We start from the raw sequence: 13,681 nt of genomic DNA on the forward strand, positions 1-13,681 counted from the left end.
TAATCATGCAATTGTTTAAAAAAATATTTGTTTTTCATTCGGTCCTGTTAATGAGTTTAAATGCCTGTACACAAAAGCAAAGTTTTGATGTACTTAGTTATACTTCTCCCAAGGGCTGGCAAAAACAGCAAAACGAGGGTGGTGTGCAATTATCAGTTACCGATAATAAAACAGGTGCTTATGCTATAGCCCTTATTACCAAGGCTACAGCAAGTGATGCCGGTGCTGCTGATAATTTTAAGGCCGATTGGGATAAACTGGTAAAAGCCTCTGTACAGGTAAACGATGCACCCGATATGCAGGAACCAATAACTGAAAAGGGCTGGGATATTATTTCCGGAACAGCCAATTATACTGATAATGCTCAAAAAGGACTGGCAACATTACTAACTGCCACCGGTGGCGGACAAATGGTAAGCGTGGTATTGATGACCAATACACAGCAGTACGAAAACGATTTGCTGGCTTTTATTAATTCATTGGAACTATCCGATGCACAAAAAAATACCAACACCAGTACCAATACTAATACAACAACAACTGCAGCTACTGATAACTCCTCCATTGTGGGTTTGTGGGTTCGTTATACTATCGAAACAAGCGGCTACTCCAATGGATTTCCACAACCTTCGGGCGGATATTTTAGGAAAGAATATGCCTTTTATGACGACGGCACATATTTGTTCCGTATGAAAAACTGGGCCGTTTTTGTAAAGGAAATAGAGTTTGTGTATGAAACTGGTAACTGGAAACTAAATGGCAATAAACTTACTCTTACACCCCGCCAGGGTAAAGGCGGATGGTGGAGCAAAGCTGCCAGTAACAGGACGAGCGAATGGGGTAGCCTGGCTAGATCCGGAAGCTGGAAATTAGAACCTGTGACTTATACAGTTGACCTGCATTATTTTTCAGGTTCAAACGAAACACAGCTTATACTTACAGCACCTTCGCAAACAGCGCGTGATGGAGAACAGGATAACAATACATTTACTTTTGCTCCACGTGCTTTGGATAAATCGCTTATTGATAATCCACCGGGATTAAAAACGGGGTTTGAACACAAAGTTTTAAATACCCCGGCCGCTAGAACTAACTAGCAAAGTAGTTGCAGATAATTGAAGTTTTTTGGTTGCTGAAAGGTTTATTTACCAATGCAGAATTTGCCAAAAATAGTACCCAATATATCCCGGTCTACTTCAATACGGCCGGTTATTTCGGACAGGTAATGCAGGCAACGGCGTATATCCAGCACCAGCAGATCGCTGGTCAGGTTTTCCTGCATGCCCGCATCAATGTCCTGCAGGCTTTCGTGTATCTTCAGCAGGGCCGCATGGTGGCGGGCATTGGTTACAATGGTACTCTCAGTATTGATAGTGCCGCCTACGGCAATATCATACAGGGCCTGTTTAAGCTGCTGTATATTGGTTTTGTCTTTAGCCGATAGAAAGATTATATCATCATGTACATATTCCTTCTGCAGGCTAGCAAGCGGTTTACTATCGGCTTTATTACCCACCGGTAAATAAATAAGCCCGTCTTTTTCCAGGAGACCGATCTGCTGCTGAAAAGCATGGGTGTCCGTATCCTGCACATCAAACAGGTATACCACAACATTGGCTTCCCGCATTTTTGCCAGGCTGCGGCCTACGCCTATCTGTTCAATTACATCGGTAGTATGTTCTCTTATACCGGCGGTATCAATTAAGCGGAACAGTACACCGTTAATATTAAGTGTCTCTTCAATCGTATCACGGGTAGTGCCCGCAATATCACTTACGATAGCTCTTTCCTCGTTCAGTAATGCATTCAGTAAAGTGCTTTTACCGGCATTGGGTTTACCTATAATGGCTACACTTACGCCGTTTTTGATCACATTGCCCAGCTTAAAGGAACTAACAAGCTCACTGATCTTTGCTTTTAAACTGGTAATTAGTTCCTGTAAGGCTGTACGATCAGCAAATTCTACATCCTCCTGCGAAAAATCAAGTTCCAGTTCAATCAGCGCGGCAAAGTTGATGAGTTGTTCCCGGAGATTGTCCAGGTCGTGTGAAAAACCGCCACGCAACTGGCGCATGGCTGTTTGTTTCATGGCTTCGGTATCGGCAGCTATTAAATCGGCTACAGCTTCAGCCTGTGCCAGGTCCATTTTATTATTTAAAAAAGCACGTTGGGTAAATTCGCCCTGGGTGGCCAGGCGTGCGCCCTGTTGTATACAGGCATGCACTACCTGTTGTAAAATATAGGGTGAACCGTGACAACTGATCTCCACAATATCTTCACCGGTATAGGAACGCGGTGCTTTGTATAAGGACACCACCACTTCATCCAACACCGTTTCTCCTTCCTGTAAAAAGCCGACATGTAAAGTGTGAGAAGCCTGTTTGGCTAAGTCTTTTGATGGAAAAAGTGCATTTACCACACCCACCGCTTCACTGCCGCTTAACCGGATAATGCCCAATGCGCCTAAGCCCGGCGGTGTTGCTATTGCTACTATTGTATCCGTCCATTTTGTAAGCCCTTTCATGTGTCAAAATTATGACTGTTTGATGGGTTTATGACGGGTAGAAGGTTTTATTTATTTGCCGTTCGCGTTAATAGTTAACCGTTAAAAATTGCCGGGGATCAGCTGTTGGAAAGTTTTTTTTGTTTGCCGAAGCTGAAATAAGTAATGCTGGAACAGAGGTAGGTGATACAACCCGTAAAAGTGAGCAGCAGCAATACGGCCACGTTGGGATTTTTGTATTGTACTTTCAGGGCGATCATTAATATAATGCCATTGATAACAAGGATGCTGGCCGTGGTTACAGCATGTCCCAGGCCGTTATTGGTAAAATAATGGTGTAAATGTGTCCTGTCGGCTACAAAAGGCGAACCTCCTTTCCAGATACGTTGCAGGAATACCCTGGCCGTATCAAAAACAGGAATTAATACAATGCCCAGGGCGAGAATGTTTTCCTGTACCACTGTGCCGTTAGGTAATACAATATTGCTGTTCATGAGCCGGATGGTCAGTACCGCAATAACAAAACCAAGTAGGAGGGAGCCTGTATCACCCATGAAAATTTTAGCCGGGTCTAAGTTGAAATATAAAAAGCCCAATACGCCGCCCGCCAGGGCAAAAGCCAGTAAGCTACCGGTGGTATCGCCGGCCATTTGTAAAAAAATGCCCAGGGTTACCAGGCCCATGAAGGCCAGGCTGCCTGCCAGGCCGTTAATACCATCAATAAGATTATAGGCATTGGTAATACCTACAATGATGACAATTGTACAGCTGTATTGTGCTGCAAGCGGTAACTGGTGAATACCCATAATGCCGCCAAAGTCCTGGATACGTAAACCTGATACTGCCAGCAGGGCTGCTACTGCTATTTGTATGAGGAATTTATACCGGGCCGGTACATCCTTAACATCATCCATCATGCCTATCATTAATAAAACAATAAGTCCCAGTGTAAAACTGATGTTGATAGCGTTCCAGGTAATGGGTAGCCATAGTAAACAGCTGCACAAAAAACCAATTGCTATCGCTATACCGCCCATGGTAGGCACGGGAGTATGGTGTTCTTTCCTGGCGTTTGGCTTGTCCAGTAACCGGTAACGTGTTACCAGGGTTATGAGTATGGGTACCAGTAGCAGCGAAATAATAAAGGCTGTTATAAAACTCTGAATTGGTATGGTAAAGTTGCCGGTAAAGGAAAAGCCGGCCTGTAAAAAGATATAGGAATCGGGCATGGATTAAATGGTTTTGGCTGAAAAGTTCTTTGGTTTTCATATTAAAAGTAATATGCAGTTTTGGATTTTGCAAGTACCCCTGCCAGGAAACCGGGAGATTGGTATGTCGGGGTATAATCTCGTTGCTGAATGCTTATTTTTGTAAAAAAACTTTTATTAGTAATCCTCCGTATATATTACAAACACCTATTGCCTATATTAAAGGGGTAGGGCCGCAACGTGCCGAAATGTTGCAAAAGGAGCTGAACATTTTTACCTATAACGATATGTTGCAGCACTTTCCCCTGCGGCATATAGATAAAACAAAAGTTGCTTTTATCAACGAGATCACACCCGCAACCGATTATATCCAGGTGGCCGGTGTATTGATGAACCTGGAAGTGGTAGGGGAGAACCGGGCTAAAAGACTGGTGGGGGAAATACGGGATAAGACCGGTGTGCTGGAAGTGGCATGGTTCCAGGGTATAACCTGGGTGCAGAAAGCGCTGGAAGCCGGTAAAGTGTACCTGGTATTCGGGAAAGTGAGCTTTTTTATGGGAAAGCCGCAGATCGTTCACCCGGAACTGGAATTATGGGTTCCTGCAAAAAAGGATGGCCAGGATGTACTGGAGCCTGTATACCCCTCTACGGAAAAATTAAAATCCCGCAGCCTGGGTGGCCGGCAGCTGAGTAAATTATCGCAGGCTATTTTTGCCCAGTTAAAACCGGCAGATATTCCTGAAAATATCCCGGAAAATATATTACAGCAATTGAAACTGGAAAACAGGTTCCTGGCTTATAAACATGCCCATTTTCCGCCCGATACCACAGCGTATAACAATGCGATACGCCGTTTAAAATTTGAGGAGTTTTTCCTGGCCCAGGTAAGGCTTAACCTGTTAAAGCTGGACCGGCACCGGTATTCCAAAGGGGTGGTGTTTGAGAAAGTGGGTGGCCTGTTTAACGAGTTTTATAATAATTACCTGCCTTTTGAGTTAACAGGAGCGCAAAAAAGGGTGTTGAAGGAGATCCGGCAGGATACGGCCCGTGGTAAACAAATGAACCGTTTATTACAGGGCGATGTAGGTAGCGGTAAAACCATGGTGGCACTGTTAAGTATGTTAATTGCCCTGGATAATGGTTACCAGGCCTGCTTAATGGCCCCTACCGAAATATTAACGAAACAACATTATGAAACCATCAGCAAACAACTGGAAGGGTTGCCGGTAAAAGTGGGGCTATTGACAGGCTCTACAAAAAGCAGGGCCCGCCGGGAAACACTGGCACAACTGGCGGATGGAGAAATTCATATACTCATTGGCACACATGCCATTATTGAACAGGCAGTGGTGTTTAAAAACCTGGGACTGGCCATTGTGGATGAACAACACCGTTTTGGTGTGGAACAAAGAGCAAAAATGTGGAAGAAGGCAGCCGTGCCCCCGCATGTACTGGTAATGACGGCTACTCCCATACCACGTACCCTGGCAATGACGGCCTATGGCGACCTGGATTACAGTATTATTGACGAATTACCGCCCGGCCGTAAAACAATTACCACAGTTCATCGTTATGAGAACGACAGGAGCCGGGTAATGGATTTTTTAAAGGCTGAAATAGGCCTGGGACGACAGGTGTATATTATTTTTCCCCTGATTGAGGAAAGCGATAAAATGGACTATGAAAACCTGATGCGGGGGTATGAAACGGTAAAAGGATATTTTCCGGAGCCTAAATACTGGATCAGTATGGTACATGGTAAACAACCCGCCGAACAAAAGGAAACCAATATGCGGCGGTTTGTAGAGAATGATACCCAGATAATGGTCTCCACCACCGTAATTGAAGTAGGGGTAAATGTGCCCAATGCGTCGGTAATGGTGATTGAAAGTGCGGAGAAATTTGGTTTGTCACAGTTACACCAGCTGCGTGGCAGGGTGGGCCGGGGTAGTGAAAAAAGTTATTGTGTACTGTTAACCGGTCAGAAACTCGGGAATGATGCCCGGGAGCGGATCAAGATCATGACCTCGACCAATAACGGATTTGAGATTGCGGAAAAGGACCTGGACCTGCGTGGTCCCGGTGATATAGACGGAACCCGGCAAAGCGGGGTGCTGAATTTTAAATTGGCTAATATCGTTAACGATAAGCCCATTTTAGACACGGCAAGGAAGTTTGCGGTACAATTATTGGAGGAAGATAGTTTATTGGAAAAGGAAGAAAACCGTGTACTAAAACAGTTCTTACAATCGCAAAAGGGAAAAACTTTGTGGAGTAAAATATCTTAACATAAGTTTTAATGCTTTTGCCTTTAAAATTCGTTATTTTAAGGAATGTAATTCATATACGCCATTGAGAAATTTACTGTTAGTTATTGTAAGCTTTGTACTGCCTTTACTGTTGAAAGCGCAGCAGGAGTATGGTATGATCGATTTTGTGGAGAACAAAGGTCAATGGGATGATCGTGTAAAATTCAAAGGCGACGTAAATTTCGGCAGCTTTTTCATTCGTAACGGCGGGGTGACCATCCTGCAAAACAATCCTGAAGATTATAAAAAAGTAATGGCTACCATGCATGGCCATGAATTTATGGGCCAGCAGGCTATGCGGATGACCGATAAGATCGTGATGCGGTCACATGCCTATAATATTGATTTTGTTAATGCCAATCCCAACCTGAAAGTGGTTCCTTCCAAAGCGCTGGAAACCCATACCAATTATTTTGTAGGTAATGATCCCTCTAAATGGGCAGCTAATTGTAAAGTGTACCAGACCATAGAAATGAAGGAGGTGTACCCCAATGTGGATGTGCGGTATTATACCCATAATAACCTGTTGAAGTACGATATTATTGTAAAGCCGGGCGGGGATGTAAAAAAGATCGCCCTGCGGTATGATGGGGTGGATAAATTATCGATCCGGAACAAAGAATTAGTGACCAATACCTCCCTGGGCGATTTTGTAGAAACCTATCCATACAGTTACCAGAGCGATGGTAAACAAATGAAGGAGGTGGCGGTAAAATATGTGGTAAAAAACAATATTGTCACTTTTGATGTAAAAAACTACGACCCCAAAGCAACACTGGTTATTGACCCTACGCTGGTTTTCTGTTCGTTCTCGCGCAGTACCGGCGATAACTGGGGCTTTACCGCTACTTATGGTCCTGATGGCAGTTTTTTTGGTGGAGGTATCGTATTCAGCGCAGGCTTTCCTACTTCTTCAGGTGCTTTTCAAACCACTTTTGCCGGAGGTGTCAGTGATGGTGGTCTGCAGGGCTTTGATATTGGTATTATCAAACTGAATCCTAACGGTACAAACAGGGTCTATGCTACTTATATTGGTGGTAATGGCAACGAACAGCCGCATAGTTTAGTGGTAGATGCCGCAGGTAACCTGGTGCTGGCCGGAAGATCTAACTCAAATAATTATCCCTCGAGTATCAATGGTGTTATTGGCGGTGGCGGGCCGGCACGTAACTATGATATTGTTGTTACCAAGCTGAACGCTGCAGGCAGCGGCCTTTTGGGCTCAGTAAGGGTTGGGGGTGCAGGTGATGACGGAGTAAACATCAGTACAAGCCGATCTCCCAGTTCACTCAGCCGTAACTATGGTGATGACGGACGCAGTGAAGTGATTTTAGATGGCGGCGGTAATATACTCGTAGCTTCCAATACAAAATCGGCCAACTTAGATTTTACCGTGGGGCGTTACCAATCCACTTTAAGGGGAAGCCAGGATGCACTAATACTCAAATTCGATCCTAATTTAAATAATTTACTATTCGGTACTTACTTAGGCGGTTCGCTTAACGATGCAGCTTATGTATTAAGTGTAGGCCCCAATGGCAATATATACGTGGCCGGTGGTACGGAGAGTACAGATTTGTTTGCAGGCCAGAGTACCGGAACGGTCAACCCCACAAAAAGCAACACGATATCCGGTTATGTGGCCGAGCTGTCACCGGACGGTAATACCCTGATACGGGGCACTTATCTTAATTCAAATGCAACAGGTGCCAATACTTTTACCCAGGCATATGGTATACAGTTCGACAGGAACGGTTTTGCCTATGTAATGGGTACAACCAATGGTGCATGGCCGCTGATCAATGCCAGTGCTTTTGGTTCCAGTTCACAGCAATTTATTGTTAAACTACGGTCCGATCTTTCGGCCTATGTTTACTCCACTACTTTCGGTAGCGGGGGCACAACCCCCAATATTTCACCTACTGCCTTCCTGGTGGACAGGTGCGAAAATGTATATGTTTCCGGTTGGGGAGGTGTAATGGAAGGTTATGCAGGTGTATTAACCGGTACTACCAACTCCATGCCCACAACGGCCAACGCGGTAACGCCACCGGGGCGTAGTGGCCGCCAGACAGACGGCTCCGACTTTTACTTTTTTGTGATGCGTCGTGATGCGGTGGGCCCTGAACCTTTATATGCCAGTTTTTATGGACAAAACGGAGGTTTCCCTGACCACGTAGATGGCGGTACCAGCCGTTTTGATGCCAATGGTATTATTTACCAGAGTATGTGTGCGGCCTGTGGACTACTGGCTCCTTATCCTACTACCGTAGGTGTGTGGGGTTCCACCAAACCCGGCTCTGCCAACTGTAACCTGGGCATGTTAAAGATACAGCTTGACCTGGCGGGTGTTGGCAGTGATGTGTCTTCAGCCATTGGTGGTGTGCCCAACGATACGGCCGGTTGTTTTCCTTTAGAAGTGACTTTCAGGGACCAGGTATTGAATGCCACAGAATATATCTGGAACTTTGGTGATAATGGTGCCGGACCTATCGATGCTTCTGATCCTGCTTATTCCGGTTTTAATATTGGTCCTTTACCGGCGAGTACGGGTTATACGCAAACCCATACTTTTAATACGGTTGGTACTTACCGGGTAATGATGATCGCTATCGATCCTTCCAGCTGTAATATCAGGGACACGTCTTATATTAATATACGGGTAGGTGATCTGAGGGCTAATCTTGCGGCCGATATTGTGAAACTGGCTCCCTGCGAAGCGTTTAACTATCGTTTCGATAACCTGTCCACCACCGATCCGTCAAGACCGTTTACCGATACTTCCTTTGTATGGGACTTTGGCGATGGTTCACCTCGTGTTATTGCAGGTTTAAACTCTTTAACACATGCTTATGCCAACCCCGGTTCTTACGATGTAAAACTGATATTACGGGATACGGCTTACTGTAATAATCCGGATTCACTCACTATCACCGTGCGGGTAGCAGCCAATGTAGAAGCGGCTTTTGATACGCCTCCGGCGGGTTGTGCGCCTTATACGGCAAACTTTACCAATACCTCGATAGGTGGTTTAACTTTTGAATGGCTGTTTGATGATCCGGCTTCGGGTGCCAATAATACCTCCACCCTGGTTAACCCCACGCATACCTTTAATACGCCGGGTACTTACCGAATAAGGCTCGTGGCCAATGACCCCAATACCTGTAACCTGACGGATACAACGTATTTCACTATTGTGGTAAATGAACTGCCGGAAGCATTGTTCTCGTTTACACCGGTAACGCCACAGGTTAATACGCCTACGGTGTTCAGCAATCAATCATCGGCCAATGCGGTTCGTTTTGTGTGGGATTTTGGCGATGGCGAAACGCTGGAAACCACTTCTCGTGCCAATGTATCGCACCAGTATAACTCAACCGGCACGTTTAACGCCTGTTTAATTGCTATTACCAATACAGGTTGCAGGGATACCACCTGTTTACCGGTAAGTGCCCTCATTGAACCTGCACTCGATGTGCCCAATGCCTTTACCCCGAATAGTGGTGATGTAAACAGTATTGTAAAAGTGCGTGGTTTTGGTATTGCGAAAATGAGGTTTATTATCTGGAACCGCTGGGGACAAAAAGTATTTGAAACAAACGACCGCAACATAGGCTGGGATGGAAGGGTAAAAGGCGCTGTACAGCCCATGGATGTATATGCGTATACCCTTGAGGTAGAATTTTTTGATGGCACTAAGGCATCGAAGAAAGGAGATATAACCCTGATCAGGTAGTACAACAATAACAAAATATTTCATATTTATTATGTAGTTTAGTTATGGTTGTCATCTGTAGTACTACTGGCATCGTTCCTTGCGTCGCACACCTGGGCTGCAGTAACCTTACCCGGCATTTAAAATGCTGTAAATAAAACTTAGCTGATTGACTGGCATGAATATAAAAAAGTACATACAAACACAATGGATCGGTAAATCGCTGGCAACCCTGCTGGTATTATTATCGGGCACCGTTATGTATGCACAGGACCTGCATTTTTCGCAATTCATGAACTCGCCCTTACTCACCAACCCGGCCAATACAGGTTTTTTACCCGATGCGGATTACCGGGTGGGGGCAAACTACCGTAACCAATGGTCATCCATTATGTCGGTGCCTTATAAAACCATGAGTGCTTTTGGTGATGTACAATTACTCAATGATGAAAGCCGCGACGGCTGGTTGGGCGTGGGTGGTTTAATACTCAGAGATGTGGCCGGTAGTGGAAACCTTACTTCCACAAGGGTATATGGTTCGGTGGCCTATCACCAGACTTTGGGCCTGGGTAGTTTATTAAGCGGTGGCTTTAATGTGGGTTGGGCCAATAAACGGATCAATGTAACCAACCTGAAATTTCCCGACCAGTTTGACGGAAAATTCTTTGATGCCAATATGCCTACCAGTGTAGTGTTGGCCAATACCAATATCAATTATCTGGATATACAGGCCGGGTTGAATTACGCCTATTTCCCTAACGAAAATGTTTACCTCAATATCGGTTGGTCCTCCCATCACCTGAACAGGCCAAGGGAATCCTTCTTTAACGAAGCGCCGGGTATTGATAACCGCATCCCCATGCGGCATACGGCTTTTGTAAATGGTAGTTTTAAACTAAACGATCAATGGATCGTGAATCCGAATGTTTATTTCTCGCTGCAAACAAAATCCACTGAAACAGTTGTGGGTGCCAATGCCCATTATAACTTATCCGGCGATGGCGAAACCATCCTTATCGGCGGAGCTTATTACCGTCACCAGGATGCCATTATACCTATGGTGGGCATCGGGTTTAAGGATTATGTGGTTACATTTAATTACGATGTTACCATCTCTTCATTAGGTAACTATAATGGCCGTCGCGGCGCTTACGAAATATCCCTGGTGAAACAAGGTGCATACGACACTTTCAAAGGCAATCGCCGCCAGACACTTTGCCCTACATTTAAATATTAGTCGGGAAGACGGATAGTTAATAAGTCCGGAACTATTATGCCGGCCAACCCATAATAAATTACTTCCCTTTTATAACTTCAATAGCGTATAACCCAAAACTTATAACTTAGTACTTCCAACTTATTCGTATATTTTTGCACTCATGGCAACAAAAAAGAAAGCAGCTAAAAAAACGGCTGTAAAGAAAAAAAAGCCCGTCATACTTATTGTGAACGATGACGGTATCACGGCACCGGGTATCCGTAACCTGGTAGAGGCTGTTCGCGACCTGGGTAAAGTAGTGGTAGTAGCCCCGGATAAACCCCAGTCAGGCATGGGACATGCCATCACCATTGGTCACCCGCTGCGTTTACATAAAGTTGATCCCTTTAACGGTATTGAAGCCTATGCCTGTACCGGTACACCTGTTGATTGTGTAAAACTGGCTGTTGATAAGGTATTGCATAGCAAACCCGATATCTGTATCAGCGGTATTAATCATGGCGCTAACCATAGTATTAACGTGATCTATTCCGGTACCATGTCGGCAGCGGTAGAAGCAGCCATTGAAAATATTCCTTCGGCCGGTTTTTCTTTACTGGACCATAGTATTGATGCCGACTTTTCCGGCGCAAAAGTGTATGCCCGTAAGGTGGTGGAGCTGATGCTGAGCACCAAACTGGAAAAACATACCGTATTAAATGTAAATATCCCGGTTTTACCAGCCTCGCATATCAAAGGCATTAAACTGTGTAAACAGGCTTATGCCAAATACGAGGAAGATTTTATTGAGCGCACCGACCCCAACGGAAGGCATTATTACTGGCTTACCGGTGAGTTTGTTAACTTCGATAAATCAAAGGATACGGATGTGTGGGCCCTGAACAATGGCTATGTAAGTGTGGTGCCCGTACAATTTGACCTGACCAACTATTCGCTAAAAGAAAAACTGGAAAAACTGTGGTAAACATATTTAAGACCGACAATTTTAAGTTTGGTATACTCATCGGCTTTTTAGGATTATTTGTTGGCCTGGTGATCATTTATTTTATCAAGAGCACCGGTTTCAGCTTCGGTGAATTTTTACATTTTTTCTTTACGCAAAACCAGATGCTGACCTCTATCGGGTCGCTGATGTTACTGGCCAATATTGCTTTGTTTACTTTATACCTTAATACCAATAAGGATAAAACAGCCAAGGGGATATTTACCATCACGGTTATTTATGGTATTGCGGTATTATTATTAAAAGTAGTGTAGCTAATAGAAAGGAATTGACAGTGGACAATTGACAATGGACAGTTGACAATGGACAAATAGAGACGCCATGTTGGCGTCTTTTCCATTGTGATATACTCGTTTTTTTTAATCAGAGCCAAATAAAAGTGATTTTGGGAATGTTTTTAAAGGCAACGTAGCTAAGCAAATGTTCAACCCAAATACCAAGCCTGCAGCCGATAACATAAAAACGATAAAAGCGCCGCAGGCGCTTTTATCGTTTTTATCTGAATATCCAAATATTCAATCTGCCATCTTACATCTTACAGTACCTGCTTCACAACCCCGTCCATCCATTTAACAAAGTATAACTTTTTATTCTCCAGGTACTCCAGTGTCATGGTATCATTATCCAGTACCGGCTGAATATCAAAATCGGTAAATAACTGGTAATTTTTACTGGTAAGGTTGGCATTAAAATCGTTTCCGTATTGTTGTAACAATTTGGCAAACTTCCAGGTAACCTCGTAACCCCTGAACACCATATCGCTGGGACGGGCAAACATTTTTTGTGTGAAATACTGGTTGATATTCTGGCTCAGTTTATCGGCTTTTGCATTATGAAAAGGGTTGCTGTATACAATTTCCACACCCTTATACTCCGGCTTGCTCAGGCCTTTCAGGTTTTCCCAGGTAGGCATGCCTACTGCCACCGATTTATATTGTTTGCTGAAAGATGCCAGTTGTTTGATGACCCTGTTACCAAAATTCACATCAAAAGAACCGACAATGCAGATATTCTGCTTGTTACTGTCCAGCTGTGCTTTTAACTGGTTCACGGTAAAGCTGTCTATCAGGTCAATATATTTGATCTTTACAGCGCTGCCCGGTGTGTTTTTAATGGCATCCTCAAACATTGTTTTGATGGCCGCTTCGGAATTGTTCTTCTTTTTAAAGAATACAATTTGTTTATTACTGCCGCTGTAATTCTTTTTAATGAAATCGTACAGTCCCTGGGTCTGAGTTTTCAGGGTAGGGTTCAGTACTACAAAATAAGGATTGTTGCTTACGCCGCCATCGTTGGGCAGGTTAACATTAATAACGGGTATCTTATTTTCACGGGCCTTATCGGCAAAACTTCTTAACTCGTTATTGCTGCAATGGGCAATGATAAGGGAAGTACCGTTTTTAACCGCTTTATCCAACTGGTCATCTACATTCTGCCAGCGGGCACGGGTATCGTAAATGGTAACATCTAACTGTACACCTGTTTGTGCCAGTGAATCCAGTGCCAGTTGCGCACCCTGGTAAAATTCCAGCCCCGGTGTAATAAACTTGGGCATGCTGTTACTGGGGTACCTGTATTCGCCATCGGCCGAAAATGCCGAATCAAGATACAGGGGCGCAAAAATGGCTATTTTCTTTTTACCGTCCTGTTGTGCATGCACAAGGCTAAAGCCGGCAAAAATAAAAACAACAACGGCAATGAATTGCTTCATGAATAAGTGTTTA

At 44.3% G+C, this 13,681-nt stretch carries 9 protein-coding genes; 6 read left to right on the forward strand and 3 right to left on the reverse strand.

What is annotated here, in order from left to right; genetic code table 11:
• Positions 1-5 precede the first annotated feature (5 nt).
• Positions 6-1,097, forward strand: a complete 1,092-nt coding sequence (locus tag ACFS6H_RS10900; RefSeq protein ID WP_386098232.1) for a hypothetical protein — start codon at positions 6-8, stop codon at positions 1,095-1,097.
• Between the two features lie 44 nt (positions 1,098-1,141).
• Here ACFS6H_RS10900 and mnmE read toward each other — a convergent pair whose 3' ends face one another.
• Positions 1,142-2,524 carry a tRNA uridine-5-carboxymethylaminomethyl(34) synthesis GTPase MnmE gene (gene mnmE / locus ACFS6H_RS10905; protein ID WP_386098234.1) on the reverse strand — a complete coding sequence of 461 codons (1,383 nt, stop codon included), beginning with the start codon at positions 2,522-2,524 and terminating at the stop codon, positions 1,142-1,144.
• Positions 2,525-2,622: 98 nt separating this feature from the next.
• On the reverse strand, positions 2,623-3,732 hold the full coding sequence (locus ACFS6H_RS10910; protein WP_386098236.1) for a glycosyltransferase family 4 protein: 1,110 nt from the start codon (positions 3,730-3,732) through the stop codon (positions 2,623-2,625).
• 122 nt (positions 3,733-3,854) lie between these two features.
• Between ACFS6H_RS10910 and recG the strand changes: the two genes are divergently transcribed.
• The 5 genes from recG to ACFS6H_RS10935 all read left to right on the forward strand — a co-directional run bounded on the left by recG (position 3,855) and on the right by ACFS6H_RS10935 (position 12,211).
• Entirely contained in the window at positions 3,855-5,999 is a 2,145-nt protein-coding gene (gene recG / locus ACFS6H_RS10915; RefSeq protein WP_386098238.1) for an ATP-dependent DNA helicase RecG, read from the forward strand.
• 64 nt (positions 6,000-6,063) lie between these two features.
• On the forward strand, positions 6,064-9,756 hold the full coding sequence (locus tag ACFS6H_RS10920) for a DUF7948 domain-containing protein (protein WP_386098240.1): 3,693 nt from the start codon (positions 6,064-6,066) through the stop codon (positions 9,754-9,756).
• Between the two features lie 157 nt (positions 9,757-9,913).
• Positions 9,914-10,972, forward strand: a complete 1,059-nt coding sequence (locus ACFS6H_RS10925; protein WP_386098242.1) for a PorP/SprF family type IX secretion system membrane protein — start codon at positions 9,914-9,916, stop codon at positions 10,970-10,972.
• A gap of 142 nt (positions 10,973-11,114) precedes the next feature.
• Entirely contained in the window at positions 11,115-11,918 is an 804-nt protein-coding gene (surE, locus tag ACFS6H_RS10930; RefSeq protein ID WP_386098244.1) for a 5'/3'-nucleotidase SurE, read from the forward strand.
• Entirely contained in the window at positions 11,912-12,211 is a 300-nt protein-coding gene (locus tag ACFS6H_RS10935; protein ID WP_386098246.1) for a hypothetical protein, read from the forward strand. Before surE ends, ACFS6H_RS10935 begins: the two co-directional genes overlap by 7 nt.
• A 281-nt stretch (positions 12,212-12,492) precedes the next feature.
• Here ACFS6H_RS10935 and ACFS6H_RS10940 read toward each other — a convergent pair whose 3' ends face one another.
• Positions 12,493-13,668: an amino acid ABC transporter substrate-binding protein gene (locus tag ACFS6H_RS10940; protein WP_386098248.1), complete on the reverse strand. Its 1,176-nt coding sequence runs from the start codon at positions 13,666-13,668 to the stop codon at positions 12,493-12,495.
• Positions 13,669-13,681: the final 13 nt, after the last annotated feature.

It is taken from the genome of Terrimonas rubra (assembly GCF_042686025.1).
Taxonomy (GTDB): domain Bacteria; phylum Bacteroidota; class Bacteroidia; order Chitinophagales; family Chitinophagaceae; genus Terrimonas; species Terrimonas rubra.